The sequence below is a fragment of the Streptomyces glaucus genome, assembly GCF_039533365.1.
Taxonomy (GTDB): domain Bacteria; phylum Actinomycetota; class Actinomycetes; order Streptomycetales; family Streptomycetaceae; genus Streptomyces; species Streptomyces glaucus.
Map to the genome: position 1 here is coordinate 86,452 of NZ_BAAATK010000002.1, position 26,893 is coordinate 113,344.

Below are 26,893 nucleotides of genomic sequence, written 5' to 3' on the forward strand. Positions count from 1 at the left end.
GGTTCTCGAAGGGGTTCCGACTACCAGCGGTAGTGCGCGAAGGCCTTGTTGGACTCGGCCATCTTGTGCGTGTCCTCGCGCTTCTTCACAGCGGCACCGAGGCCGTTGCTGGCGTCGAGGAGCTCGTTGAGCAGACGCTCGGTCATGGTCTTCTCACGACGAGCGCGGGCGTAACCGACGAGCCAGCGCAGCGCCAGGGTGTTGGCACGGCCGGGCTTGACCTCGACCGGAACCTGGTAGGTGGCGCCACCGACACGGCGGGACTTGACCTCGAGGGTCGGCTTGATGTTCTCCAGAGCGCGCTTGAGCGTGATGACCGGGTCGTTGCCGGTCTTGTCGCGCAGGCCCTCCATGGCGCCGTAGACGATGCGCTCGGCGGTGGAGCGCTTGCCGTTCAGCAGCACCTTGTTGATCAGGCTGGTCACCAGAGGAGAGCCGTAGACCGGGTCGATGATGACCGGGCGCTTCGGGGCGGGGCCCTTACGAGGCATTCTTACTTCTCCTTCTTGGCGCCGTAACGGCTGCGGGCCTGCTTGCGGTTCTTGACACCCTGGGTGTCGAGGGAGCCACGGATGATCTTGTAACGAACACCCGGCAGGTCCTTCACACGGCCGCCGCGCACGAGCACGATGGAGTGCTCCTGCAGGTTGTGTCCCTCACCCGGAATGTAGGCCGTGACCTCGATCCCGCTGGTCAGACGCACACGCGCGACCTTACGCAGGGCCGAGTTCGGCTTCTTCGGGGTGGTCGTGAACACACGCGTGCAGACGCCGCGACGCTGAGGGGAACCCTCGAGTGCGGGCGTCTTGTTCTTCTCGACCTTGTCCTGCCGGCCCTTGCGGACCAGCTGCTGGATCGTAGGCACTACTTCTCCGGTTTCTGTGTGCCGATGGGTACAGCTAACCTGGAACGTCGCCGACCCACGCGGTCGGGTGTGTCGAATCGTGCGGGCTCCCGCCGCATGGCGAAAAGGGCACGGATTACGGTGGCCGGTCACGGCTCCCTATGCGGTTGAAGGCACGCAGGAGAGCCAAGGCACACCCCAGGCACAAGGTCTGAGCGTACCTATCGCATACGCTGCGGTCAAAACAAATGGACACCGCCCACATCGCCCTGCGCGTCCTGTCAAGCCCCGGCCCCGTAAACGATCTTCGAATCGACGGCCGCCGCCCGTTTCGCACACTTTTCCGGCGATTCTGAGTGGACGTCAGCCGACCGCGACCGACATCACGGTCAGGAGCACCAGGACGAGTACCCAGCCCGCGGTGGACAACCACCCGAGGACGAGCCCCGTCAGGGCGAGCCCGTCCCCGCTCTCCCCCGAGTGCCGCATCTCGGAGCGCGCCACGTGCCCCAGGACGACCGCGGGCAGGCCCGTCAGCCCGAAGGTCGGCACGCACAGCAGCCCGCAGACCGCGGCCCCGACCGCCTTCCCGTTGACCGGCGACCGCGGCGCCGGCGGGAACGTCCGCGGCACGGCCGCGGCGGCCGCGGGCCCCGGCAGGGGTCCCTGGGGCAGATCGGCGACCAGCACCGCCAGCTCCCCCACCGTGCGGGCCGCGTACGCCCGGGCCACCCGCTCCTCGAACTCCCCGTGCTCGAGCCGCCCCTCCCCGTACCCGGCTCTGAGCACGTCCACGGCCCTCTCCCGGTCGGCGTGCGAGGCGAGCATCGGCGGAGCGCCGTGGCCGGCCCACGGCTGCCGGGCGCCGCCCTGCCCCTGCGGCCAGGGCTGCCACGACGGATACGGTGGCTGCGACACGGAGCACCTCCCGGAGCGCCGGAGTCCCTCCATGATGCGCCGAAACCGCGCGTGCGGCACCAGCGCCTCCCCGGGCGCCGGTCCGCCGATCCGGCGGCCATGACCACGACGGCTTCGGCACGTTGAACGATCACCGCGCGGTCGGCGGGGACGGGAGCTCCGTGGCCACGACAGGCTTGCCCGCGGAGGCGGGGCCCGACGACCGGCTGCCCTTGCCGGCGCACCCGGAGAAGCAGGACCGCGAGACCCTCCCCGGTCCCGGCCGCGAGCCGGGCTTCCGGCCCCGCGGCGTCCCGCCCGCCGGCACGAGCCGTCGTCGTACGTCCTCCTCGCCGCCCATGGCTGGGCGAGAGGACCGCGTCCGCGCCTCCCGCGAAAGGCGTCGTCCCCGGCCCCACCGGGGGCGCGCCCGGCTCCGGCGGCGGCCCCGCCGGCGGGGACCGGCACGGCGTGTCCGGCGCCCTCGCCCGCCTGCTCCCCAGCCGCCCCGGCCCCAGTGGGGCCGCGGACCCCGGAGCCGTACGTCCCGACCGGCCGCTGAACGGTTCCGGAAACGCCGGAGGGCGGTCACCCCGCGCGGGGTGACCGCCCTCCGGTCAGGCTGCTCGCTTACTGGTTGTACGGACCGTAGTCGTAGTCCTCCAGCGGCACGGCCTGCCCGGAGCCCGCGCCGAACGGCGAGTAGTCGATGTCGTCGTAGCCGACGGCCGAGTACATCGCGGCCTTGGCCTCCTCGGTCGGCTCGACCCGGATGTTGCGGTAGCGGGACAGGCCCGTACCGGCCGGGATGAGCTTACCGATGATGACGTTCTCCTTGAGGCCGATCAGGGAGTCGGACTTGGCGTTGATCGCCGCGTCCGTGAGGACCCTGGTCGTCTCCTGGAAGGACGCCGCCGACAGCCAGGACTCGGTCGCCAGCGAGGCCTTGGTGATACCCATGAGCTGCGGACGACCGGAGGCCGGGTGACCGCCCTCCTGGACCACACGACGGTTCTCCTGCTCGAACTTCGAGCGCTCGACCAGCTCGCCGGGCAGCAGCTCGGCGTCGCCGGACTCGATGATCGTCACGCGGCGCAGCATCTGCCGGATGATGATCTCGATGTGCTTGTCGTGGATCGACACACCCTGCGAGTTGTAGACCTTCTGCACCTCGCCGACCAGGTGGACCTGGACGGCGCGCTGACCCAGGATGCGCAGCACGTCGTGCGGGTTGGTGGCACCCACGGTGAGCTTCTGGCCCACCTCGACGTGCTCGCCCTCGCTGACCAGGAGCCGGGCGCGCTTCGAGATCGGGTAAGCCGTCTCGTCGCTGCCGTCGTCCGGGGTGATGACGATCTTCTTGGTCTTCTCCGTCTCCTCGATCCGCACGCGGCCGGAGGCCTCGGAGATCGGGGCGACACCCTTCGGGGTACGGGCCTCGAAGAGCTCGACGACACGCGGCAGACCCTGGGTGATGTCGTCACCGGCCACACCACCGGTGTGGAAGGTACGCATCGTCAGCTGGGTGCCGGGCTCACCGATGGACTGGGCGGCGATGATGCCGACCGCCTCGCCGATGTCGACCAGCTTGCCGGTGGCCAGCGAACGGCCGTAGCACATCGCGCAGGTGCCGACCGCGGACTCGCAGGTCAGGACCGAGCGGGTCTTGACCTCCTCGACGCCCTGGAGGATGAGCTCCTCGATGAGCACGTCGCCCAGGTCGGTGCCGGCCGGGGCCAGCACCTTGCCGTCGACCACGATGTCCTCGGCGAGGCAGCGCGCGTACACGGACGTCTCGACGTTCTCCGCCTTGCGCAGCACGCCGTCCGCGCCGCGCTCCGCGATCCGGAGCTTCAGGCCGCGGTCGGTGCCGCAGTCCTCCTCGCGGATGATGACGTCCTGGGAGACGTCGACCAGACGACGGGTGAGGTAACCCGAGTCGGCGGTACGCAGGGCGGTGTCGGCGAGACCCTTACGAGCACCGTGCGTGGAGATGAAGTACTCCAGCACGGACAGACCCTCGCGGAACGACGCCTTGATCGGCCGCGGGATGGTCTCGTTCTTCGCGTTCGACACCAGACCGCGCATACCGGCGATCTGACGCATCTGCATCATGTTTCCTCGGGCACCCGAGTTGACCATCATGAAGATCGGGTTGGTCTTCGGGAAGTTGCCCGTCATGGCCTCGGCCACGTCGTTGGTGGCCTTGGTCCAGATCGCGATGAGCTCCTGGGTCCGCTCGTCCTTGGTGATCAGACCGCGCTCGTACTGCTTCTGGACCTTCTCGTCCTGCGCCTCGTAGCCGCGGACGATCTCCTTCTTCGCCTCGGGGACGACGACGTCGGAGATGGCGACGGTGACGCCGGAGCGGGTGGCCCAGTAGAAGCCGGCCGCCTTCAGGTTGTCGAGCGTGGCCGCCACGATGACCTTCGGGTAGCGCTCGGCGAGGTCGTTGACGATCTCGGAGAGCTGCTTCTTGCCGACCTCGTAGTCGACGAACGGGTAGTCCTCGGGCAGCAGCTCGTTGAAGAGCGCGCGGCCCAGCGTGGTGCGCAGCCGGAAGCTGTCACCCTGCTGCCACTCGGGCTCGCCCTCCTCGCGGGCCGGCGGGGTCCAGCCGCGCGGCGGGATGGTGCCCACCGGGAAGCGGATGTCGACCGGCGCCTGGAGCGACAGCTCGCCGGCGTCGAACGCCATGATCGCCTCGGCGACGGACGCGAAGGAACGGCCCTCGCCCTTGACGTCGCGGCCCTCGTGGTCGGTGGTGAGGAAGTACAGACCGAGGACCATGTCCTGGGTCGGCATCGTCACCGGCCGGCCGTCGGCGGGCTTGAGGATGTTGTTCGAGGACAGCATCAGGATGCGGGCCTCGGCCTGCGCCTCCGCGGACAGCGGCAGGTGCACGGCCATCTGGTCGCCGTCGAAGTCCGCGTTGAACGCGGTGCACACGAGCGGGTGGATCTGGATGGCCTTGCCCTCGACCAGCTGCGGCTCGAAGGCCTGGATGCCGAGGCGGTGCAGCGTGGGCGCACGGTTCAGCAGGACCGGGTGCTCCGCGATGACCTCTTCCAGCACGTCGTACACGACCGTGCGGCCGCGCTCGACCATCCGCTTGGCGCTCTTGATGTTCTGCGCGTGGTTCAGGTCGACCAGGCGCTTCATCACGAACGGCTTGAACAGCTCCAGCGCCATCGCCTTCGGCAGACCGCACTGGTGCAGCTTCAGCTGCGGACCGACGACGATCACGGAACGCGCCGAGTAGTCGACACGCTTACCGAGCAGGTTCTGGCGGAAGCGGCCCTGCTTGCCCTTCAGCATGTCGCTGAGGGACTTCAGCGGGCGGTTGCCGGGGCCGGTCACCGGGCGGCCGCGACGGCCGTTGTCGAAGAGGGCGTCAACGGCCTCCTGAAGCATGCGCTTCTCGTTGTTGACGATGATCTCGGGCGCGCCGAGGTCGAGCAGCCTCTTCAGACGGTTGTTGCGGTTGATGACCCGGCGGTACAGGTCGTTCAGGTCGGAGGTCGCGAAGCGGCCACCGTCCAGCTGCACCATCGGACGCAGGTCCGGCGGGATGACCGGCACGCAGTCCAGCACCATGCCCTTGGGGCTGTTGCTGGTCTGCAGGAACGCGGAGACGACCTTGAGGCGCTTGAGCGCGCGGGTCTTCTTCTGGCCCTTGCCGGTACGGATGATCTCGCGGAGCTTCTCGGCCTCCTCCTCGAGGTCGAAGGACTCCAGGCGCTTCTGCAGCGCCGCGGCGCCCATCGAGCCGTCGAAGTACGTGCCGAAGCGGTCGCGCAGCTCGCGGTAGAGCAGCTCGTCGCCCTCCAGGTCCTGGACCTTGAGGTTCTTGAAGCGGTTCCACACCTCGTCGAGACGGTCGATCTCGCGCTGGGCGCGGTCGCGCAGCTGCTTCATCTCGCGCTCGGCGCCCTCGCGCACCTTGCGGCGCACGTCGGCCTTGGCGCCCTCGGCCTCCAGCTCGGCCAGGTCGGCCTCGAGCTTCTTGGCGCGGGCCTCCAGGTCGGCGTCGCGGCGCTGCTCGATCTGCTGGCGCTCGACGGAGACGTGGGCCTCCAGCGAGGGCAGGTCGCGCTGACGGCGCTCCTCGTCGACGTACGTGATCATGTACGCCGCGAAGTAGATGACCTTCTCCAGGTCCTTCGGCGCCAGGTCGAGCAGGTAGCCCAGACGCGACGGGACGCCCTTGAAGTACCAGATGTGCGTGACGGGGGCGGCCAGCTCGATGTGGCCCATCCGCTCACGGCGCACCTTGGCGCGGGTCACCTCGACGCCGCAGCGCTCACAGATGATGCCCTTGAAGCGGACACGCTTGTACTTGCCGCAGTAGCACTCCCAGTCCCGGGTCGGACCGAAGATCTTCTCGCAGAAGAGGCCGTCCTTCTCGGGCTTGAGGGTGCGGTAGTTGATGGTCTCGGGCTTCTTGACCTCGCCGTGGCTCCACTGACGGATGTCGTCAGCGGTGGCCAGGCCGATCCGGAGCTCGTCGAAGAAGTTGACGTCGAGCACTATGCGTCAATCCCTCTCAGGGTCGTAAGTCTTTCGGTCTGTACGGGGGTCACCGGGGGTGGCGGGCCTTGGTGGCAGGCCCGCCGGACTCCCGTCAGACCTCTTCGACGCTGCTCGGCTCGCGCCGGGACAGGTCGATGCCGAGCTCCTCCGCGGCGCGGAAGACGTCCTCGTCGGTGTCGCGCATCTCGATGGACATGCCGTCGCTGGACAGCACCTCCACGTTCAGGCACAGGGACTGCATCTCCTTGATGAGCACCTTGAAGGACTCGGGGATGCCGGGCTCGGGGATGTTCTCGCCCTTGACGATGGCCTCGTACACCTTCACGCGGCCGGTGACGTCGTCGGACTTGATGGTCAGCAGCTCCTGGAGGGCGTACGCGGCGCCGTAGGCCTCGAGTGCCCACACCTCCATCTCACCGAACCGCTGGCCACCGAACTGGGCCTTACCACCCAGCGGCTGCTGGGTGATCATCGAGTACGGGCCGGTCGAGCGGGCGTGCAGCTTGTCGTCGACCAGGTGGTGCAGCTTCAGGATGTACATGTAGCCGACCGAGATCGGGTCCGGGAACGGCTCACCCGAACGGCCGTCGAACAGCCGCGCCTTGCCGGACGGGAGGACCAGGCGGTCGCCGTCGCGGTTCGGCAGGGTGTGCTGCAGCAGACCCGCCAGCTCGTCCTCGCGGGCACCGTCGAAGACCGGCGTCGCCACGTTGGTCCGCGGCTCGACCTGGTCCGCGCCGATGGCCTGCAGCCGCTGCGCCCACTCCTCCGCCAGGCCGGAGACGTCCCAGCCCTGGCTGGCGAGCCAGCCGAGGTGGATCTCCAGCACCTGTCCCGGGTTCATCCGGGACGGCACGCCCAGCGGGTTGAGGATGATGTCGACCGGGGTGCCGTCCTCCAGGAACGGCATGTCCTCGATCGGCAGGATCTTCGAGATGACGCCCTTGTTGCCGTGGCGGCCGGCGAGCTTGTCACCGTCGGTGATCTTGCGCTTCTGCGCCACGTAGACGCGGACCAGCTGGTTCACGCCCGGCGGCAGCTCGTCGCCCTCCTCGCGGTCGAAGACGCGCACGCCGATGACCTTGCCGGTCTCGCCGTGCGGCACCTTCAGCGAGGTGTCGCGGACCTCACGGGCCTTCTCACCGAAGATCGCGCGCAGCAGGCGCTCCTCGGGGGTCAGCTCGGTCTCACCCTTCGGGGTCACCTTGCCGACGAGGATGTCACCGGCGATGACCTCGGCGCCGATGCGGATGATGCCGCGCTCGTCGAGGTCGGCGAGGACCTCCTCGGAGACGTTCGGGATGTCCCGGGTGATCTCCTCGGGGCCGAGCTTGGTGTCCCGGGCGTCGACCTCGTGCTCCTCGATGTGGATCGAGGAGAGGACGTCGTCCTGCACCAGGCGCTGGCTGAGGATGATCGCGTCCTCGTAGTTGTGGCCTTCCCAGGGCATGAAGGCGACCAGCAGGTTCTTGCCGAGCGCCATCTCGCCGTTCTGGGTGGCCGGGCCGTCGGCGAGGACCTGGCCCTCGACGACGCGGTCGCCCTCGTTGACGATGACCTTCTGGTTGACCGAGGTGCCCTGGTTGGAGCGGGCGAACTTGGCCAGGCGGTACGTGATGTACGTGCCGTCGTCGTTGGCGGTGGTGATGTAGTCCGCGGAGACCTCCTGGACCACACCGGCCTTCTCGGCCTTGACCACGTCGCCGGCGTCGACGGCGGAGCGGTACTCCATGCCGGTGCCGACGAGCGGGGCCTCCGCCTGGATCAGCGGGACGGCCTGGCGCATCATGTTCGCGCCCATGAGGGCACGGTTGGCGTCGTCGTGCTCCAGGAAGGGGATCATGGCGGTCGCGACCGACACCATCTGGCGCGGCGAGACGTCCATGTAGTCCACGTCCTCGGGGCCGACGTAGTCGACCTCGCCGCCCTTGCGGCGGACCAGCACGCGGTTCTCGGCGAAGCGGAGGTCGTCCGTCAGCGGCGCGTTGGCCTGCGCGATGACGAAGCGGTCCTCCTCGTCGGCGGTCAGGTAGTCGACCTCGTCGGTGACCTGGCCGTCGACGACCTTGCGGTACGGCGTCTCGATGAAGCCGAACGCGTTGACCCGGCCGTAGGAGGCCAGCGAGCCGATCAGACCGATGTTCGGGCCTTCCGGCGTCTCGATCGGGCACATGCGGCCGTAGTGCGACGGGTGGACGTCACGGACCTCGAAGCCGGCCCGCTCACGGGAGAGACCACCCGGGCCGAGGGCGTTCAGACGACGCTTGTGCGTCAGCCCCGACAGCGGGTTGTTCTGGTCCATGAACTGGGACAGCTGGCTGGTGCCGAAGAACTCCTTGATGGAGGCGACGACCGGCCGGATGTTGATCAGGGTCTGCGGCGTGATCGCCTCGACGTCCTGGGTGGTCATGCGCTCGCGCACGACGCGCTCCATACGGGCGAGACCCGTACGGACCTGGTTCTGGATCAGCTCGCCGACGCTGCGGATACGGCGGTTGCCGAAGTGGTCGATGTCGTCGGTCTCGACCATGATCGTGCGGCCGTTGTCGCCGACCGTCTCGGTCTCGCCGGCGTGCAGCTTCACCAGGTACTTGATCGTCGCGATGATGTCCTCGACGGTCAGGATCCCGGCGTCCAGCGGGGTGTCCGTACCCAGTTTCTTGTTGACCTTGTAGCGGCCGACCTTGGCGAGGTCGTAGCGCTTGGGGTTGAAGTAGAGGTTCTCGAGCAGCGTCTGCGCGGCCTCGCGCGTGGGGGGCTCGCCCGGGCGCAGCTTGCGGTAGATGTCGAGCAGCGCGTCGTCCTGGCCCTGGGTGTGGTCCTTCTCCAGGGTGGCGCGCATGGACTCGTACTCGCCGAACTCCTCGAGGATCTGCTCGGTGGTCCAGCCGAGCGCCTTGAGCAGGACGGTCACGGACTGCTTGCGCTTGCGGTCGATGCGGACACCGACCATGTCGCGCTTGTCGATCTCCATCTCCAGCCAGGCGCCCCGGGACGGGATGATCTTGGCGGAGAAGATGTCCTTGTCGGAGGTCTTGTCGATGGTGGAGTCGAAGTAGACACCCGGCGAACGGACCAGCTGCGACACGACGACACGCTCGGTGCCGTTGATGACGAAGGTGCCCTTGTTGGTCATGAGCGGGAAGTCGCCCATGAAGACCGTCTGGGACTTGATCTCGCCGGTCTCGTTGTTGGTGAACTCGGCCGTGACGAAGAGCGGGGCCGCGTACGTGAAGTCGCGCTCCTTGCACTCGTCGATCGAGTTCTTCGGCGGCTCGAAGCGGTGGTCGCGGAAGGTCAGCGACATCGACCCGCTGAAGTCCTCGATCGGGGAGATCTCCTCGAAGATCTCCTCGAGGCCGGACTTAGTGGGGACGTCCTGACCGTTCTCCAGGGCCTCCTCGACGCGAGCCTTCCATGCGTCGTTGCCGAGCAGCCAGTCGAAGCTCTCGGTCTGGAGCGCGAGAAGGTTCGGAACCTCGAGGGGCTCCTTGATCTTTGCAAAGGAGATGCGCAGCGGGGCGGTGCTGGCAGCGTTGTTCGTATTCGCGGTCGAGGCGTTGCGCGAGGCGGCCAAGAGGGGGTCCTTCCGAGGGCTCGGACTCACTACGCGCGTACCGGTCCCCCACCGTGCACGGAGACAGAAATCCCAGGTCGGGGATGATCCGGTCGTCGGTGCTGAGGCGAGGGCAGACCCCTGGTGACGGGCAGGGGACAGCTAACAGGCAGCGCAAAGGGTCAGTGTAGCCACTTGGCCCACTGATGTCCAGTGCGGGGTTTTCGCGACCCTTGTTGTTCTCAACGCCCTCGGCATGCTTGCCCTCAACGCACGTTGATACTGCCCTCTTCGTCGTCGATCCATGCCTCGGATTTCTGGATCCTTGTGACGACGCGTCCTGAGAATTGCGCGCTGCGTGCGGTTCGTCAAGGCCCTCCCCACCCCCGAGCGGGGCACCCGGAGGGACGACGAAGATCACCATACCTCCCGCGAACGGGGATGCAAGGCAACCGTGGCCGGACCCCGGGAACGCCGAGGAGCGACCACCCGGATGGATGATCGCTCCTCGGTGCGTTCGCGTTACAGCCCTACGAGGCTGTTCTCAGCGCCGCAGAGAGGTCGGAGAGTGTCCGAGCCCCGGAGAGGTCTTACTTGACCTCGACGGAGGCGCCGGCGCCCTCGAGGGCCTCCTTGGCCTTGTCGGCCTGCTCCTTGTTGACCTTCTCCAGAACCGGCTTCGGCGCACCGTCGACCAGGTCCTTGGCCTCCTTCAGGCCCAGGGAGGTCAGCTCGCGCACGACCTTGATGACCTGGATCTTCTTGTCGCCGGCACCGGTGAGGACGACGTCGAACTCGTCCTTCTCCGGCTCGGCCTCGGCGGCGGCGCCACCGGCGGCACCACCGGCGACGACGACCGGGGCGGCCGCGGCGGCGGTGACGTCGAACTTCTCCTCGAAGGCCTTCACGAACTCGGAGAGCTCGATGAGGGTCATCTCCTCGAACTGGGCAAGCAGCTCGTCCTGGGTGAGCTTCGCCATGATGGCGGTCCTTCCACTAAATCGGCAGGTGCCGGATGTACTGGGTGAGGCGGGCGTACGTCGGGCCCGCTGCGACCCGTGCCGCGCTCAGGCGGCGTGGGTCAGGAAGCGAGCCGAATTACTCGGCACCGCCCTGCTCGTCCTGCTTGGCGCGCAGCGCGTCCACGGTGCGGACGAGCTTCGACGGCAGCGCCTGGAAGACGGAGGCAGCCTGGGACTGCTTCGCCTTGAAGGCACCGGCCAGCTTGGACAGCAGAACCTCGCGGGACTCGAGGTCCGCAAGCTTCTTGATCTCGTCGGCGGACAGCGCCTTGCCGTCAAGGACACCGCCCTTGATGACGAGATTGGGGTTGTCCTTGGCGAAGTCACGAAGACCCTTCGCCGACTCCACCGGGTCACCGGTGACGAAGGCGACCGCCGTCGGACCGTTGAACAGGTCGTCCAGCGTCGTGATCCCGGCCTCGTTGGCCGCAATCTTGGTCAGCGTGTTCTTCACCACGGCGTACTGGGCGTTCTCACCGAGCGAACGGCGCAGCTGCTTGAGCTGGGCCACGGTGAGACCGCGGTACTCGGTCAGCACGGCGGCGTTCGAGTTGCGGAACTGGTCCGTCAACTCGGCAACCGCGGCAGCCTTGTCGGGCCTCGCCATAGAGCCTCGGCCTCCTTCCGGGTGATTCGGACCGCGCGGACCCGAAGGAGGACTGGGGAAAACGAAACGCCCCGGCGCAGGCGCACGGGGCGGACTCGACCGGCCGCACACGCGTGTGGACACGCATGCTCCGGGAGTTCTTCCACTGTCACCTGCGCGGGTCGTCCGCAGTTCAGCGGATCCTTCGGCCACCGACCCCGTTCGGGGCACGGCAACGACCAGCGGTCTTTGGCTTCTGTAGGAGAGTACGGGAACGAGACGCCGTCGAGCAAATCCGCCCGTACGGGACCCGGGAGGAGCCCGCGCGCACGGGCCCGAGCGGGGTCAGGGGGCGCCGTCGTCCAGGGCGGTCCCGTGCTCGCGCAGCAGTTCCTCGAAGTCCCCGGTGTCGTCGGCCGGGGGCTTCTCGACGGAGACCCGGACGCCGTAGTCGCTGTAGTACGCGGTCTGGGTCAGCTGCCCGATCGCCGTCCGGCTCTTCTCGACCTTCTTCACCAGCAGGTTCCGGTCGTTGATCCAGAGGTCGACGGTCTCGGTGGTGACGCCGGCCTCGGTGAGCTGCTTCCTCAGGTCGGCGAGCCGGCGCTCGCCGAGGCCGGAGTCGCGGGTGGCGAGGCCGGCGACGTCGACCGTGCCCGAGTAGTGCGTGGTGCGCTCGCCGCGCACCTCCTCCTCGCCGACCTCGCGGACGTCCCCGGAGGCCAGCAGGAGCTGCACCGACTGGTTCGGGGTGGTGCTGCGCATCCGGTCCCCGAGGTAGGCGCCGGAGCCGCCGGCGAGGTCCTCCAGGTCGTCGTACGCGTACCGGATCCAGTGCTTGCCGTCCGCCTGCTCGGCGAAGGCGTCGCCCATGCGGGCGTAGTAGGCGTCGGGGAGGTAGCGGGCCTCCATCGACGTGGTGCCGAGGCGGCGCATGGTGTCGGCCAGCGTGCCGCCGGTGCAGGTGAGGGTGAGGGTGCCGGTGAGGCCGTCGCCCCAGCGCAGGGTGCCGTCGGCGGTCATGGACATCAGCGTGCCCATCGTCGTGGTGGACTCGACGCGGGCGGAGTCGGCCCGGTCCGTGGACCGCTCGGCGGCGCGCAGGGCCGCCAGGCCGGCCCGGGTCGCGGCCCGGCCGGTCCCGGTGTCCTCGGCCGAGCCGTCGGAGGGGCCGGCGACGGTGCAGGCGCCCGTGCCCGTCAGGGCGGCCGCCAGCGCGATCACGAGACCCACCCGGCGTACGAACCCGCGCTTCACCCGTTCCACCCCTGAGGCCCCCCTGTGCGTGTCCCGTGCCTGCACGCTAACGCAGGCCGCCGACGGCTGTCCCGCAAAGGGAACGGGCCCGGCACCTCGAAAGGTGCCGGGCCCGTGACCGATCAGGTGAGCCACCGGGCTCAGACCGCGGCCGGGTCCTCCTCGACGAGGAGGTTGCGGGTGCGGTTCGGGTCGACCGGGACGCCGGGGCCCATCGTGGTGGTGATGGCGGCCTTCTTGATGTAGCGGCCCTTGGCGGCGGACGGCTTCAGACGGAGGATCTCCTCCAGCGCCGCGCCGTAGTTCTCCACCAGCTTGGTGTCGTCGAAGGACGTCTTGCCGATGATGAAGTGCAGGTTCGCGTGCTTGTCGACGCGGAACTCGATCTTGCCGCCCTTGATGTCGGTGACGGCCTTGGCGACGTCGGGGGTGACGGTGCCGGTCTTCGGGTTCGGCATCAGACCACGCGGACCGAGCACACGGCCGAGGCGGCCGACCTTGCCCATGAGGTCCGGGGTGGCGACGACGGCGTCGAAGTCCAGGCGGCCCTTCGACACCTCGTCGATCAGCTCGTCGGCGCCGACGATGTCGGCGCCCGCGGCACGCGCGGCCTCGGCACGGTCACCGGTCGCGAAGACCAGGACCCGGGCGGTCTTGCCGGTGCCGTGCGGGAGGTTCACGGTGCCACGGACCATCTGGTCGGCCTTGCGCGGGTCGACGCCCAGACGCAGGGCGACCTCGACGGTGCCGTCGAACTTGGTCGTGGAGGTCTCCTTGGCGAGACGGACGGCCTCGAGGGGAGCGTAGAGCTTCTCCCGGTCGATCTTGGCGTCCGCAGCGCGAAGGGACTTGCTGCGCTTGCTCACTTAAAGCTCCTGTGGATTCCTAGGAGTCGTGGTCCGGGCCGAGCAGGCCCTGCCACACTTCCGCTTGGTACGGGGGTTGAGGTCAGCCCTCGACCGTGACGCCCATGGAACGGGCGGTGCCGGCGATGATCTTCTCGGCGGCGTCCAGGTCGTTGGCGTTGAGGTCGGGCATCTTGGTCTGGGCGATCTCGCGGACCTGGTCGCGGGTGATCTTGGCGACCTTGGTCTTGTGCGGCTCGCCGGAGCCCTTCTCAATGCCCGCGGCCTTGAGGATCATCTTGGCGGCCGGCGGGGTCTTGGTGACGAAGGTGAAGGAACGGTCCTCGTAGACCGTGATCTCCACCGGGATGACCCAACCGCGCTGCGACTCGGTCGCGGCGTTGTAGGCCTTGCAGAACTCCATGATGTTCACGCCGTGCTGACCCAGCGCGGGGCCGACCGGCGGGGCCGGGTTGGCGGCACCGGCCTGGATCTGGAGCTTGATGAGCCCCGTGACCTTCTTCTTCTTGGGAGGCATGTGCTCTCTCCGGGTCCTTAGTGAGAGTTTTCCACCGTCCGATCCGGATCGTCCGGATGGAGGCATACCGCACAACGATAACGGGTATCCATGTGCGGCCAAAAACCGAGCAGGTCAGACCGGCTCGGAGCCCGTCTGACCTGTTCGGGAGCTGGCGGTCCGGAAGCGGCTAGTTCTTCTGGATCTGGTCGAAGGAGAGCTCGACCGGCGTCTCCCGGCCGAAGATCTCCACCAGGCCCTTGACCTTCTTGGAGTCGGCGTTGATCTCGTTGATGGTGGCCTGCAGCGTGGCGAACGGGCCGTCGGTGACGGTGACCGAGTCGCCGACCTCGAAGTCCAGCACCTGGACCTCGACCTTGCGCTGCGGAGCCGGCTTGCCCTCGGCCTCGGCGGCCTCGCGGGCGGCCTTCTCCTCGGCCTCCGGGGCGAGCATCTTGACGATCTCGTCCAGGGTCAGCGGGTACGGGTCGTAGGCGTTGCCCACGAAGCCGGTGACGCCGGGGGTGTTGCGGACGACGCCCCAGGACTCGTTGGTCAGGTCCATGCGGACCAGGACGTAGCCGGGGAGCTTGTTCTGCTTGACCGTCTTCCGCTCGCCGTTCTTGATCTGGACGATCTCTTCCTCGGGCACCTCGGCCTGGTAGATGAAGTCCTCGACGTTCAGCGAGACGGCGCGCTGCTCCAGGTTGGCCTTCACGCGCTTCTCGTAGCCGGCGTAGGTGTGGATGACGTACCACTCGCCGGGCAGGCCGCGCAGTTCCTGGCGGAGCTTCTCGACCGGGTCGAGCTCGGGCTCGGCTTCGGTCTCCTCTTCCCGGGCCTCGGTCCCGCCGTCCGTCTCCTCGGCCTCGGCGGCGTCGGCAGCCTCGACCTCGGCGGAGGTCTCGGTGTCCTCGTTGTCCGCGCCCTCGACGGTGTCGAGCTCGTCCTCGACGGACTCGACCGGCTCGATGGCGTCGTTCACGTTCGGGTCAGACACGGTGGCTGCTTCTTCCTGGATACATAGGGGTGGAACATGCGAAAAGGAGCGCCGGGTACCTCGGCGCTCTTCGCTCGCGGCTCAGCCGAAGACGTACTTGGCGGCGTTGCTGAGCCCATAGTCAATCACGGTGACCAGGCCGATCATGATGACGACGAAGATGATCACCACGGTGGTGTACGTCGTCAGCTGGTTGCGGGTCGGCCAGACGACCTTGCGGAGCTCCGCGATGATCTGGCGGTAGAAGAGCGCGAGGCGCTTCAGCGGGCCCTTCTTGGCTCGCTTGCCGCCCTTGCGGGTCTTCTTGGAGTCCGGCGCCTCGTCCTGGGCATCAGGCATGTCGATGGAGCCCACGGCGTCCGTCACTCGTCCTCACCTGATTCCGGGTCGTGGCCGTGCCGCGCCCGGTCTGAGCCGCACGGCAGTGCATTGCTGTACGTACATGCGCACACATCCTGGCGGTGTGTGTAGCAGGGCCGGAGGGACTTGAACCCCCAACCGCTGGTTTTGGAGACCAGTGCTCTACCAATTGAGCTACGACCCTTTGTGTGCCCCCCAACGTACCGCATCCACCCGGGTGCCGGGTGTGCACCCTGCGAGTGCGGCTGTTGAAGGCCAACGAGGTGAGAGTGTACGTGGTCCGGGGCCGGTCGTCGAACAGAAAAGGCCCGTGGTCGGCCTCGGGAGCGGAACTCTGGCTGAAGAGCGCCCGGTCCGCGGGGTGGATCCGCACGGGTGTCCACGGGTTTGCCCGGGGCTGTTCAGTACGTGAAACCCGCGTGCCGGGCGCGTTTCCGGTCTGGAACGATGGGTTTCATGAGCGCTGCAACCCCTCCCACCGAGCGCCGGGTCTCCGCCCGAGTCGGCGCGATCTCCGAGTCCGCCACCCTCGCCGTGGACGCCAAGGCCAAGGCCCTCAAGGCCGCCGGGCGTCCGGTGATCGGCTTCGGCGCCGGTGAACCCGACTTCCCGACCCCGGACTACATCGTCGAGGCCGCGGTCGAGGCCTGCCGCAACCCGAAGTACCACCGCTACACCCCGGCCGGCGGTCTGCCCGAGCTGAAGGCCGCGATCGCCGCGAAGACGCTGCGCGACTCGGGCTACGAGGTCGACCCCGCGCAGATCCTCGTCACCAACGGCGGCAAGCAGGCCATCTACGAGGCGTTCGCCGCGATCCTCGACCCGGGCGACGAGGTCATCGTCCCGGCGCCGTACTGGACGACGTACCCGGAGTCGATCCGGCTGGCCGGCGGTGTCCCGGTGGAGGTCGTCGCGGACGAGACGACCGGTTACCGGGTGAGCGTCGAGCAGCTGGAGGCGGCCCGGACGGAGCGGACGAAGGTCGTCCTGTTCGTGTCGCCGTCGAACCCGACCGGCGCCGTCTACAGCGCCGAGCAGGCCGAGGCGATCGGCCGGTGGGCCGTGGAGCACGGGCTGTGGGTCCTGACGGACGAGATCTACGAGCACCTGGTGTACGGGGACGCGGCGTTCACGTCCCTGCCCGCGCTCCTGCCGGAGCTGCGCGACAAGTGCATCGTCGTCAACGGCGTGGCGAAGACGTACGCCATGACGGGCTGGCGGGTCGGCTGGGTCATCGGCCCCAAGGACGTGGTGAAGGCCGCGACCAACCTCCAGTCGCACGCGACGTCGAACGTGTCCAACGTGGCGCAGGCGGCGGCGCTGGCCGCGGTGTCCGGCGATCTGAGCGCGGTCGAGAGGATGCGGGAGGCCTTCGACCGGCGCCGCAGGACCATCGTGCGGATGCTGAACGAGATCGACGGCGTGGTCTGCCCGGAGCCCGAGGGCGCGTTCTACGCCTACCCGTCGGTGAAGGCGCTGCTCGGCAAGGAGATCCGCGGCAGGCGTCCGCGGGACACCGTGGAGCTGGCCGCGCTGATCCTGGAGGAGGCCGAGGTCGCGGTGGTGCCCGGCGAGGCGTTCGGCACGCCGGGGTACCTGCGGCTGTCGTACGCGCTGGGCGACGAGGACCTCGTCGAGGGCGTGAGCCGGATCCAGAAGCTGCTGGCGGAGGCCAGGGACTGACGTCCGCCGGGAGGGCCCGTCCTGGGAACGTTCCTGGGACGGGCCCTCTGACGTGTGTGCGGGCAAGACCACGAACGGGGAAGGCGCTACCGGGACGCCGGGGACGTGCGGCAGGATCTGGGAATGGAGCGTGTACGTGATCTCTCTGAGCTGCCGAAGGCCCATCTGCACCTGCACTTCACCGGGTCGATGCGGCCCGCCACCCTGCTGGAGCTGGCCGACAAGTACGGCGTGCGCCTGCCCGAGACGCTGGCCGAGGCGCTGACGAGCGGGGAACCGCCGCGGCTGCGGGCGACGGACGAGCGGGGCTGGTTCCGCTTCCAGCGGCTGTACGACGCGGCACGCTCGTGCCTGCGGGAGCCGGAGGACATCCGGCGGCTGGTGCGCGAGGCCGCGGAGGAGGACATCAAGGACGGCTCGGGCTGGCTGGAGATCCAGGTCGATCCGACCTCGTACGCCCCCCGCCTGGGCGGGCTGATCCCGGCGCTGGAGATCATCCTGGACGCGGTGGAGACCGCGACGCGGGAGACCGGGCTCGGGATGCGGGTGCTGGTGGCGGCGAACCGGATGAGGCACCCGCTGGACGCGCGCACGCTGGCCCGGCTGGCGGTGCGGTACGCGGACCGGGGCGTGGTCGGCTTCGGGCTGTCGAACGACGAACGGCGCGGGATGGCCCGGGACTTCGACCGGGCGTTCGCGATCGCGCGGGAGGGCGGGCTGCTGTCGGCGCCGCACGGGGGCGAGCTGACCGGCCCGGCGTCGGTGCGGGACTGCCTGGACGACCTGGAGGCGGACCGGATCGGGCACGGGGTGCGCGCGGCGGAGGACCCGCGGCTGCTGAAGCGGCTCGCGGACCGGCAGGTGACCTGCGAGGTGTGCCCGGCGTCGAACGTGGCGCTCGGCGTGTACGAGAAGCCGGAGGACGTGCCGCTGCGGACACTGTTCGAGGCGGGCGTGCCGATGGCGCTGGGCGCGGACGACCCGCTGCTGTTCGGCTCGCGGCTGGCGGCGCAGTACGAGATCGCGCGCCGGCATCACGGGTTCACGGACGCGGAACTGGCGGAACTGGCCCGGCAGTCGGTGCGGGCGTCGGTGGCCCCGGAGGACGTCAAGACGAAGCTGCTGGAGGGCGTCGACGCCTGGCTCGGCGCCCCGGTCGCCTGAGGCGGGCCACCGCCTGGGGCGGCGGCGTGCCGCGGCGCGGCCCCGGCCGCGTACGGGCGCCCCGCGCCGTGCGCCCGGCGGCCGTCACGTCCGGTCGTCGGCGGCGGAGATCCCGCTCAGCAGCGTGCGGACGAGGCGGCGGGCGAAGTCGTCCACCGGGGGGCGTCCGCCGGGCGCGGCGTCGTACGCGAAGGCCCGTTGCGCGCACGCCCCGATCAGCAGCGAGGCCGCCGCGAAGGGGTCGGCGTCGGCGCTGACCCGTCCCGCGGCCTGTTCCGCCCGCAGGTACGCGGCGAGCCCCTCGATGGGCAGGTGCGGCCCCTTGCCCACCTCCCGCATCGCGTCGTCGTGCCGCCGTCTGAGCTGGGTCTCGGCGTACAGCGAGGCCGCGATCGGGAAGCTCTGCTCGTAGAAGAGGGCGGCCTGGCGGGCGATCTCGGTGAGGTTCTCCGCGAGCGTGTGCCGCCCCGGCTCGGCGGCCAGGCCGTGCAGCAGCGGCGCCAGTTGCGGCAGGCGTTCGGCCAGGACGCTGATGAACAGCTCCTCCTTGCTCGCGAAGTGCTTGTAGAGCGCGGCCTCGGAGCAGCCGGCCTCCCGGGCGATCTCCTTGGTGGTGGTGCGGGCGAGTCCGACGGTGCTCATCAGGTGGTGGGCGGCGTCCAGGACGCGCTCCCGGGCCGGCTTGAGGGCCGGTGACCGCATGGCTGCTCCAACCGGGCTTGACGGTGAGTGAGTGCTTACTCACTATAGGGGACACCGGAGTGAGTAAGCACTCACCCACCCGAGCGGACAGGGGAACGTCATGCGGCTCACGGTGTTCGGCGCCACGGGAGGCATCGGTCAGGAGATCGTCCGGCAGGCGCTCGGCGCCGGGCACGAGGTCACGGCGGTGGTACGGGATCCCGCGCGGCTCACGGTGACCGGCGCGGGCCTGGAGGTGTTCCGGGCCGAGCTGGACGACCCGGCGGCGGTGCGCCCGGCGGTGGCCGGCCGGGACGCGGTGCTGTCCGGGCTCGGCGCCCGCAGCCGGAAGGACGCCGGGGTGGCGGCCCGGCTGACCCGGACGGTGCTGGACGCGATGGAGCCGGCGGGGGTACGGCGGCTGCTGGTGGTGAGCGCGGCGCCGGTGGGTCCCGCGCCGGCTCAGGACGGGCCGCTGGACCGCGCCGTGCGCTCCCTCGTCTCCGCGGTCCTGAAGGACGTCTACGCGGATCTGCGGCAGATGGAGGCCGACATCGCCCGCAGCGCCACGGACTGGACGGTCGTACGGCCGCCGCGGCTGCAGAACAAGCCGGTCAGCGGGGTGTACCGGACGGTCGTCGGCGGGTTCCCGCCCAAGGGGCGCTTCATCGGGCGCGCCGACGTGGCTCACGCCATGCTGGCGATGACCGACGACGCGGCGACGGTGCGGCAGGGCGTGGGAGTGGCGTACTGACGGGTCCTCCGACGGGCGCGCGGGGACCGGCTACAGGCTCACGCCGACCGTCACCGGCTCGTTGACCAGGGTGACGCCGAAGGCCTCGCGGACGCCGGCGACGACCTCGCGGGCCAGGGCGAGCAGGTCCTCCGTGGTCGCCCCGCCCCGGTTGGTCAGGGCGAGCGTGTGCTTGGTGGAGATGCGGGCGGGGCCGGTGCCGTAGCCCTTGGGGAAGCCGGCCTTGTCGATCAGCCAGGCCGCGGAGGTCTTGGTGCGCCCCTCCCCCGCCGGGTAGGCGGGCGGTTCCACGCCGTCGCCGAGCCGCTCCCGCACGCGCGCGCGGAAGACGGCGAACTCGGCGTCGGTGAGAATCGGGTTGGTGAAGAAGGACCCCGCCGACCAGGTGTCGTGGTCCTCCGGGTCCAGGACCATGCCCTTGCCGGCGCGCAGCTTCAGGACCGTGTCGCGGGCGTCGGCCAGCGGCACGCGGTCGCCGGGCCGGACGCCGAGGGCGCGGGCCGTCTCGGCGTACCGGAGGGGGGCCGAGAGCCCGCCGGCGTCCTCCAGCGCGAAGCGGACGCGCAGCACGACGTACCGCTCGGGGTCGGCCTTGAAGCGGCTGTGGCGGTAGGCGAAGGCGCAGTCGGCGTTGGCGAGGGCGACCGTCGCGCGGGCCTTGCGGTCGTAGGCGATCACCTCGGTGATCGTGGCGGAGACCTCCTGGCCGTACGCGCCGACGTTCTGGATGGGGGTGGCGCCCGCCGATCCGGGGATGCCGGCGAGGCATTCGACGCCGGCGAGTCCGGCCTCGACCGTGCGGGCGACGGCGTCGGTCCACACCTCGCCGGCGGCCAGTTCCAGCTCGGTGCCGTCGAGGGAGAAGCCCTTCGTCGCGATGACGAGTGCGGTGCCGTCGAAGCCCTTGTCGCCGATGACCAGGTTGGATCCGCCGCCGATGAGCAACAGGGGCGTGCCGCTGTCGTCGGCCTCGCGGACGGCGGCGATCACCTCGTCGTCGGTGGTGGCGGTGAGCAGCCGGGTCGCGGGGCCGCCCAGCCGGAAGGTGGTGAGCGGGGCGAGGGGGGCGTCGTGGAGTTCCTGCACGCGCCCAAGACTAGTTGCACGCGCGCGACGCCCTCGCACGCGCGCATCCGGCCGCCCGCTCAGGCCAGCCGCACGACCGCCCGTGCCATGCCCAGCACCTTCTGTCCGCCGCTGGTCGCCGTCAGGTCCACGCGGACGGTGTGGTCGTCGAGCTTGGCCGCGACCCTGCCGCCGACCTCGATGACGGCGCCCCGGTCGTCGTTGGGGACGACGACGGGCTTGGTGAAGCGGACGCCGTACTCGACGACCGCGCCGGGGTCGCCGGTCCAGTCGGTGACCACGCGGATCGCCTCGGCCATGGTGAACATGCCGTGCGCGATGACGTCCGGCAGGCCGACCTCCCTGGCGAACTTCTCGTTCCAGTGGATCGGGTTGAAGTCGCCGGAGGCGCCCGCGTACTTCACGAGAGTGGCGCGGGTCACGGGGAACGTCCGCGCGGGCAGTTCGGTGCCGACCTCGACGTCGGCGTACGCGATCTTCGCCGTCATGGTGTGTTCACGCCTCCTCGGCCGCACGGGCCACGAGCTTGGTCCAGGCGGTCACGACGTGCTCGCCGGCCTCGTCGTGGACCTCGCCGCGGATGTCCAGGATGTCGTTGCCGGCCATGGACCTGATCGTCTCGATGGTCGAGGTGACCGTGAGCCGGTCGCCGGCGCGCACCGGGCGCGTGTAGGCGAACCTCTGGTCGCCGTGCACGACCCGGCTGTAGTCCAGGCCGAGCTGCGGGTCCTCGACGACCTGTCCGGCGGCCCGGAAGGTGATGGAGAACACGAAGGTCGGGGGTGCGATCACATCGGGGTGGCCGAGCGCCTTGGCGGCCTCCACGTCCGTGTACGCCGGGTTGGTGTCCCCCACCGCCTCCGCGAACTCGCGGATCTTCTCCCGGCCCACCTCGTAGGGCGCGGTGGGCGGATAGGTCCGCCCCACGAAGGACTGGTCGAGCGCCATGGGCGCGGCACCTCCAAGTGTCGGCGGTCGTCGAGCGGCGCACGGACGACCTCTGTGACGAGCGGCCTCGGCAAGGAACGGGAAAGTCCCTCCCCGGTGATCCTCCACGGCGACCGCCGGTGCTCTCCAGCCGGATCCCGATAGAGACCGGTGGCGCACGCTGTAGGGGCCCGATAACGAAGCCCCTGAGGTCCTCGGCCGGCCGGTGGGCCGGAAACGACGCGAGGCCGCCCCCGGCTTGACGGGGACGGCCTCGCGTACGAGCCTGTTTTATCGCGTTTCGCGGTGCGCGGTGTGCGCGTTGCAACGCGGGCAGTGCTTCTTCATCTCAAGACGGTCCGGGTTGTTACGCCGGTTCTTCTTGGTGATGTAGTTCCGCTCCTTGCACTCCACGCAGGCCAGCGTGATCTTCGGGCGGACGTCGGTGGCAGCCACGTGAGTGCTCCTTGACGAACGGGTGGACTGATTTAACGCAAGAAGAGTAGCCGATCGAAGGACCGACCCCACAATCGGCTACTGTGAGTAGCGGTGACCGGACTTGAACCGGTGACACAGCGATTATGAGCCGCTTGCTCTACCGACTGAGCTACACCGCTTCGATGCGATCGGGCCCCGCCTCGCGGCGGGAACCTCTCACACCAGAGCCCCAAAACGGAATCGAACCGTTGACCTTCTCCTTACCATGGAGACGCTCTGCCGACTGAGCTATTGGGGCGAGCGATGAAGACATTACACGCTCCGCCGCCGTTCGCCCAAATCCGTTCCGCGGCGCCCGTCCGCTCCCCGCTCCGGAGGCTTTCCCGGACGCCCCGCAGCCCCCGCGCGGTCGCCCGCACGGCGGACCACACCGGTACGACTATTGCGCTCCTGCCCGCCGGGGACCGATCACCGTCCTAGGCTCGACCCGCTCTGCGTGATCTTGCGTCCCCCTGCGCAGCCCCGCACCCGAGGACCGCGATGCCCGACAGCCGGCCGCAGCCGCCACCCCCCTCGTCGCCCGTACCGGACCCGGCCGACCCGGCCCCGCTGCTGCTGTGCGGGGCACGGCTCACCGACGGCAGGACCGTGGACGTACGGCTGGGCGGCGGGCGCATCGAGGCGGTCGGCACGGCCGGCAGCCTGGCCGCGGCCGGCGCCTTCGCGGGCACGCGCGTGGACCTCACCGGCTACCTGCTCCTGCCGGCCCCGGCCGAACCGCACGCGCACGCCGACACCGCGCTGTCGGCCGACGCCGGCGGCCCGGTCCCGTGCGCCGCCGAGGACGTCCAGCGCCGGGCCACGGAGGCGGCGCTGCTGCAGCTCGGGCACGGGGCGACCGCGCTGCGGGCGCACGTGCGCGTGGGGGACGTCGAGGGGCTGGGCGCGCTGGCCGCCGTGCTGCGGGCGCGGCGGGCGCTGCGCGGGCTGACCGAGCTGTCGGCGGTGGCGGTGCCGCGGGTGCTGACCGGGGTGGCCGGCGCCGACGGGCTGGCGATGCTGCGGGAGGCGCTGCGGATGGGCGCCTGCGTGGTGGGCGGCTGCCCGGACCTGGATCCCGACCCGACCGGTCACGTGGAGGCCGTCCTGGAGGTCGCCGGCGAGCACGGCCGCCCGGTCGACCTGCACACGGACGCCGCCGATCCGGGGCGGCTGGCCCGGCTCGCGGCGATGGCGGGCGGGCTGCGTCCCGGGGTGGCGCTGGGTCCGTGCGGCGGCCTCGGCCGGCTGCCCGCGGAGGCGGCGTCCCGGGCCGCGGACCGGCTGGCGGCGGCCGGGGTGACGGTGGTGTGCCTGCCGCAGGGCGGCTGCGCGGGCGTCGACCGCCGCGGCACGGCACCGGTACGGCTGCTGCGGGCGGCCGGGGTGCGGGTCGCCGCGGGGAGCGGGGCGCTGCGGGACGCGGCGAACCCGGTGGGGCGCGGGGACCCGCTGGACACGGCGTACCTGCTGGCCTCGCGGCACGGGCTGCGGCCGGAGGACGCCTACGACACGGTGGGCGCGTCGGCGCGGGCGGTGCTGGGACTGCCCGAGGTGCGGGTGGAGGCGGGTTTCCCGGCCGAGTTGCTGGCGGTGCGCGCGGAACGGCTGGCGGGGGCGCTGTCGTCGGCGTACAGCCGGGTGGTGGTGCACCGGGGGCGCGTGGTGGCGCGGACGAGCGCGGTACGGGAGTTCTGCGACTCGCCGGTGACGGGGGAAGCCGGGTTGCCGCGGCAGGGGCGGGGGGAGGCGGAATGAGGCCGCCCGGCTCGCCGGCCGCTCGGCAGCCGTGGTGCCGCCTGCCGCTTCCCCGGGCCGGGTGGGACGCGGCCGGAGCCGTGCGGCGAACGCGGTCCCGCGGGCGTACGGTCGAAGACATGCGCATTGTCATCGCTGGTGGTCATGGTCAGATCGCGCTGCGGCTGGAGCGGCTGCTCGCCGCGCGCGGAGAAGCGGTCGAGGGACTCATCCGGAAACCCGAACAGGCCGACGACCTGCGGGAAGCCGGTGCCGAACCGGTCGTGCTCGACCTGGAGTCGGCCTCGGTCGAGGAAGTCGCCGAGCGGTTGCGGGGCGCGGACGCGGCGGTCTTCGCGGCGGGCGCCGGCCCCGGCAGCGGCGCGGCCCGCAAGGACACGGTGGACAAGGCCGCGGCGATCCTGTTCGCGGACGCGGCGGTCCGGGCGGGCGTGCGGCGCTTCGTGATCGTGTCGTCGATGGGCGCGGACCCGGCGCACCAGGGGGACGAGATCTTCGACGTCTACCTGCGCGCCAAGGGCGAGGCCGACGCGTACGTGCGTGCGCTGGACGCGCTGGACTGGACGATCCTGCGTCCCGGCCAGCTGACGGACGACGCGGGCACCGGCCTCGTACGCCTGGCGGCGCACACGGGCCGCGGCCCGGTCCCGCGGGACGACGTGGCCGCCGTGCTGGCGGAGTTGGTCGACACCCCGGCGACGGCCGGGCTGACGCTGGAGCTGATCAGCGGATCGACCCCGGTGTCGGTGGCGGTGAAGTCGGTGGCCGGGAACTGATCTCGGCCACCGGGAGCCACAGCGGCACGGGAGACGCCGCCGCGGCGGACGTACAGGGTCTTCCCGGCTGACGGGGGGCGCTTTCGTCCCCCGCCCGCCGGTACCGGACGCGGCCCGGCCGAACGTGCCGGACGGCGGCGTGGAGGGCTTGGCGGCCCGAGGGCGTCGGGGCCTTGGACGGGCCCCTGGGCGGAGCCCTGGTGGCGTTCTAGAACAGGGGGAGCTGGCCGGGGAAGTCGGGGACCACGTACCCGTCCAACGACGGCTGGGCCGCGCCGAGTCGAGCCGTCCGGCGGGAGCCCGGGCAGGAAATCAGCTCCCCGCTCCCCCGGGCGCCGGGCGGGTCGTGGCGCGCGAACCGCCCGGCCACGACGGCGATTTCACGGCGGCACTCGGGACACTGTCTGCGGCGGCTGGTCATGACGCCAGTGTGCCGCGCGCCCGCCGGGTGCCGCCGCGCCGCGGAAGGGCGGCCCGGGCCCGCTGAGCCGCCGGGGTTGCCGGGGCTGCCGGGGCTGCCGGGGCTGCCGGGGCTGCCGGGGCCGGGTGACGCCATCCGGCGGAAGGGCCGCGGCACGGGCGTTCCCCCGGGCGGCGGCGGACGCGGACCACCGGAACGCGGATCACCGGAACGCGGGACCTGGATCGCGGATCGCGGATCGCCGGGTCCGGACACGGCGACCAGGCCGCTCAGGGGCAGGACCTACGGGCGCGGCTCAGGGGCGGGACCCACGGGCGGGAAAGGGGACGGTCTGTGGAAGAACGCGCGCCCGAGACGCGACACGCCGGACCCGAGTGCCCTGTCCGGGGAAGTTCCGGGGGTGGGCGGCCGGCCGGAGGGTCGGCCCCGGCCGGGGTCGGGGTGGCCGCGCTCCTCGCCTCAGCCGCCGTGCGCGCCGTCGCCCATCAGCTCGGTCACGGCCCGCACCGACCAGTGGCCGGCCGCCCCGGGACACGCGGCGAGGTACGAAGCGACCGCCTCCAGGTCCCAGACGCCCGCGGACAGCAGGCCGGAGGCCAGGTAGCGCACGTACGCCGCCGACGGCGGGTTCCACGGCACGTCGGTCATGCGCCACGGCGCGGTGAAGGTGAGGACGGGCAGTTCCTCGATCCGCCCGGCACAGATCAGCGTCTCGTAACGCCCCTCGCCCAGCACCGCCCGGCCGTCCGTGATCACCTCGGCCAGGTCGAGGGACCTGCCAGGGGCCCGGTACATCTCCTGGGCGGCGATGTCGGAGAACTGAGCGGCGGAGACCGGATACCCCCGCGCCGGCACCCGCCCGTCCGCGTACGGATCGTAGAACGCCCGGCCGCCTCCCCACACCGGCGACTCCGTGGCGAAGTACACGGCACCGTTCAGCTCGATCGGGAGGCATCGTGAGGGCATCCGCGGGTCTCGGCAGCCCGGGTGCTCCCGCGTGGTTCCGGGCAGTCGGCCGCCCTTGACGTAGCAGGCCAGGCGGTCCGGGTGCGTGTTGGAACCGTAGGCCGTGTACCACACCCGCCGCGGGTTCCGGTCCGCCGGCCGGACCGGATCGACGCCGGTCAGCGCCTCGACGCCGGCCGGCTTCCGGAGACGTGCGGTACGCCCCGGAGACTTCGGGTCCGATGCCATGCCGGTCCCCCGGAAGAACGGTGGTCATCGCCCGTAGCGGGCGGTCGTCCCTGTCGTAACCCGTTCCCCCGGAAAACGCCATCAGTGCGGCAGGATCGGTTCCCCGATGCCGGGTCCCGGCACGTTCAGGCATGTGTACGGCGGTTTCCTCCCGGCGTTCCCGGCGCCGCGCCGCATCCGTCCGTCCTGCGCCGGCCGATCCGCTGGGGAGCCGTGCACACTCTCGGGACGTGTCCGGGACGTCTCGCGCCACCCGCGGGCGGGCGCCCCGTCCCCCTCCGGCGCCCTCCCGGCGGATCGTCGCCCTGCCCGCCGCGCCTGTGCTGCCCCTCCCGCGTTTTCCAGCCGACGCCTGCCGCCGCGTCGAGGTCACCGGTGTCCCGGCCGCGGTCGTCGCCCCCACCGGCGACAGTCGGGCGGGCGGTCACCGTGCCGGTACCTGTTGCCGGTCGATGTCGCCTTGCCGGTCGATGTGGCCGCGGTGTGGCCGTCGCTGTCGGCGTCGCTGTCGCTGTCGCTGAGATCGTCGGCGCTGCCGGACCATTCGCCGTGAGC

General features: G+C 70.6%; 24 protein-coding genes and 3 tRNA genes. 5 read left to right on the forward strand and 22 right to left on the reverse strand.

Translation table 11 applies throughout. The annotated features are described in order from the left end of the window. Nucleotides 1–20: 20 nt before the first annotated feature. From rpsG to ABD363_RS01940, 13 genes are all read right to left on the reverse strand, one after another. Nucleotides 21–491 (reverse strand): 30S ribosomal protein S7, encoded by a 471-nt coding sequence (rpsG, locus tag ABD363_RS01880; RefSeq protein WP_028420788.1) that lies wholly within the window; start codon nucleotides 489–491, stop codon nucleotides 21–23. Between the two features lie 2 nt (nucleotides 492–493). Then, the gene (gene rpsL / locus ABD363_RS01885) at nucleotides 494–865 is read right to left on the reverse strand and encodes a 30S ribosomal protein S12 (protein ID WP_003948652.1); all 372 of its coding nucleotides are present in this window, start codon (nucleotides 863–865) and stop codon (nucleotides 494–496) included. Between the two features lie 342 nt (nucleotides 866–1,207). Further along, nucleotides 1,208–1,762, reverse strand: coding sequence for a DUF1707 and DUF4190 domain-containing protein (locus tag ABD363_RS01890; protein ID WP_344599553.1), 555 nt, complete (start codon nucleotides 1,760–1,762; stop codon nucleotides 1,208–1,210). 609 nt (nucleotides 1,763–2,371) lie between these two features. After that, complete coding sequence (locus ABD363_RS01895; protein WP_344599554.1) at nucleotides 2,372–6,271, reverse strand: DNA-directed RNA polymerase subunit beta'; 3,900 nt, start codon at nucleotides 6,269–6,271, stop codon at nucleotides 2,372–2,374. A gap of 94 nt (nucleotides 6,272–6,365) precedes the next feature. Continuing rightward, nucleotides 6,366–9,851 (reverse strand): DNA-directed RNA polymerase subunit beta, encoded by a 3,486-nt coding sequence (rpoB, locus tag ABD363_RS01900; protein WP_344599555.1) that lies wholly within the window; start codon nucleotides 9,849–9,851, stop codon nucleotides 6,366–6,368. Nucleotides 9,852–10,420: 569 nt separating this feature from the next. After that, complete coding sequence (rplL, locus tag ABD363_RS01905) at nucleotides 10,421–10,810, reverse strand: 50S ribosomal protein L7/L12 (protein WP_344599556.1); 390 nt, start codon at nucleotides 10,808–10,810, stop codon at nucleotides 10,421–10,423. 118 nt (nucleotides 10,811–10,928) lie between these two features. Next, entirely contained in the window at nucleotides 10,929–11,459 is a 531-nt protein-coding gene (rplJ, locus tag ABD363_RS01910; RefSeq protein WP_210922683.1) for a 50S ribosomal protein L10, read from the reverse strand. 324 nt (nucleotides 11,460–11,783) lie between these two features. Then, entirely contained in the window at nucleotides 11,784–12,695 is a 912-nt protein-coding gene (locus ABD363_RS01915; RefSeq protein ID WP_344599557.1) for an SCO4651 family lipoprotein, read from the reverse strand. A 140-nt stretch (nucleotides 12,696–12,835) separates the two neighbouring features. Further along, entirely contained in the window at nucleotides 12,836–13,561 is a 726-nt protein-coding gene (gene rplA / locus ABD363_RS01920; RefSeq protein ID WP_344599558.1) for a 50S ribosomal protein L1, read from the reverse strand. An 82-nt stretch (nucleotides 13,562–13,643) separates the two neighbouring features. After that, nucleotides 13,644–14,078, reverse strand: a complete 435-nt coding sequence (rplK, locus tag ABD363_RS01925; RefSeq protein ID WP_344599559.1) for a 50S ribosomal protein L11 — start codon at nucleotides 14,076–14,078, stop codon at nucleotides 13,644–13,646. 169 nt (nucleotides 14,079–14,247) lie between these two features. Next, a complete protein-coding gene (gene nusG / locus ABD363_RS01930; RefSeq protein ID WP_344599560.1) occupies nucleotides 14,248–15,057 on the reverse strand; it encodes a transcription termination/antitermination protein NusG in 810 nt (269 codons plus the stop codon). A gap of 81 nt (nucleotides 15,058–15,138) precedes the next feature. Beyond that, nucleotides 15,139–15,423 carry a preprotein translocase subunit SecE gene (gene secE / locus ABD363_RS01935; protein WP_344599561.1) on the reverse strand — a complete coding sequence of 95 codons (285 nt, stop codon included), beginning with the start codon at nucleotides 15,421–15,423 and terminating at the stop codon, nucleotides 15,139–15,141. A gap of 105 nt (nucleotides 15,424–15,528) precedes the next feature. After that, a tRNA-Trp gene (locus tag ABD363_RS01940) sits at nucleotides 15,529–15,601 on the reverse strand. Nucleotides 15,602–15,873: 272 nt separating this feature from the next. Here ABD363_RS01940 and ABD363_RS01945 point away from each other — a divergent pair. After that, nucleotides 15,874–17,100, forward strand: a complete 1,227-nt coding sequence (locus ABD363_RS01945; protein WP_344599562.1) for a pyridoxal phosphate-dependent aminotransferase — start codon at nucleotides 15,874–15,876, stop codon at nucleotides 17,098–17,100. Between the two features lie 123 nt (nucleotides 17,101–17,223). After that, a complete protein-coding gene (locus ABD363_RS01950; RefSeq protein WP_344599563.1) occupies nucleotides 17,224–18,264 on the forward strand; it encodes an adenosine deaminase in 1,041 nt (346 codons plus the stop codon). Nucleotides 18,265–18,348: 84 nt separating this feature from the next. Here ABD363_RS01950 and ABD363_RS01955 read toward each other — a convergent pair whose 3' ends face one another. Next, complete coding sequence (locus ABD363_RS01955) at nucleotides 18,349–18,966, reverse strand: TetR/AcrR family transcriptional regulator (protein ID WP_344599564.1); 618 nt, start codon at nucleotides 18,964–18,966, stop codon at nucleotides 18,349–18,351. A 100-nt stretch (nucleotides 18,967–19,066) separates the two neighbouring features. Between ABD363_RS01955 and ABD363_RS01960 the strand changes: the two genes are divergently transcribed. Continuing rightward, the gene (locus ABD363_RS01960; protein ID WP_344599565.1) at nucleotides 19,067–19,699 is read left to right on the forward strand and encodes an NAD(P)-dependent oxidoreductase; all 633 of its coding nucleotides are present in this window, start codon (nucleotides 19,067–19,069) and stop codon (nucleotides 19,697–19,699) included. Nucleotides 19,700–19,729: 30 nt separating this feature from the next. Here the strand turns inward: ABD363_RS01960 and ABD363_RS01965 are convergent, their stop codons facing one another. The 6 genes from ABD363_RS01965 to ABD363_RS01990 all read right to left on the reverse strand — a co-directional run bounded on the left by ABD363_RS01965 (nucleotide 19,730) and on the right by ABD363_RS01990 (nucleotide 22,448). Beyond that, nucleotides 19,730–20,785, reverse strand: a complete 1,056-nt coding sequence (locus ABD363_RS01965) for a UDP-N-acetylmuramate dehydrogenase (RefSeq protein ID WP_344599566.1) — start codon at nucleotides 20,783–20,785, stop codon at nucleotides 19,730–19,732. A gap of 59 nt (nucleotides 20,786–20,844) precedes the next feature. Beyond that, entirely contained in the window at nucleotides 20,845–21,273 is a 429-nt protein-coding gene (locus tag ABD363_RS01970; protein ID WP_344599567.1) for a MaoC family dehydratase, read from the reverse strand. Between the two features lie 7 nt (nucleotides 21,274–21,280). After that, entirely contained in the window at nucleotides 21,281–21,733 is a 453-nt protein-coding gene (locus tag ABD363_RS01975; RefSeq protein WP_344599568.1) for an FAS1-like dehydratase domain-containing protein, read from the reverse strand. 270 nt (nucleotides 21,734–22,003) lie between these two features. After that, a complete protein-coding gene (gene rpmG / locus ABD363_RS01980; RefSeq protein WP_003948671.1) occupies nucleotides 22,004–22,168 on the reverse strand; it encodes a 50S ribosomal protein L33 in 165 nt (54 codons plus the stop codon). An 88-nt stretch (nucleotides 22,169–22,256) separates the two neighbouring features. Beyond that, a tRNA-Met gene (locus tag ABD363_RS01985) sits at nucleotides 22,257–22,329 on the reverse strand. A 46-nt stretch (nucleotides 22,330–22,375) separates the two neighbouring features. Continuing rightward, nucleotides 22,376–22,448: transfer RNA gene (locus tag ABD363_RS01990), tRNA-Thr, on the reverse strand. 242 nt (nucleotides 22,449–22,690) lie between these two features. On the opposite strand from ABD363_RS01990, the gene ABD363_RS01995 reads away from it, so the two are divergent. Both ABD363_RS01995 and ABD363_RS02000 read left to right on the forward strand, forming a co-directional pair. Beyond that, nucleotides 22,691–23,947, forward strand: a complete 1,257-nt coding sequence (locus ABD363_RS01995) for an amidohydrolase family protein (RefSeq protein WP_344599569.1) — start codon at nucleotides 22,691–22,693, stop codon at nucleotides 23,945–23,947. 119 nt (nucleotides 23,948–24,066) lie between these two features. Continuing rightward, complete coding sequence (locus ABD363_RS02000; protein ID WP_344599570.1) at nucleotides 24,067–24,723, forward strand: SDR family oxidoreductase; 657 nt, start codon at nucleotides 24,067–24,069, stop codon at nucleotides 24,721–24,723. 208 nt (nucleotides 24,724–24,931) lie between these two features. Here ABD363_RS02000 and ABD363_RS02005 read toward each other — a convergent pair whose 3' ends face one another. Together ABD363_RS02005 and ABD363_RS02010 are read right to left on the reverse strand one after the other, a co-directional pair. Further along, the gene (locus tag ABD363_RS02005; protein ID WP_344599571.1) at nucleotides 24,932–25,144 is read right to left on the reverse strand and encodes a hypothetical protein; all 213 of its coding nucleotides are present in this window, start codon (nucleotides 25,142–25,144) and stop codon (nucleotides 24,932–24,934) included. Between the two features lie 459 nt (nucleotides 25,145–25,603). Beyond that, on the reverse strand, nucleotides 25,604–26,071 hold the full coding sequence (locus ABD363_RS02010; protein WP_344599572.1) for a histone deacetylase: 468 nt from the start codon (nucleotides 26,069–26,071) through the stop codon (nucleotides 25,604–25,606). Between the last annotated feature and the right edge of the window lie 822 nt (nucleotides 26,072–26,893).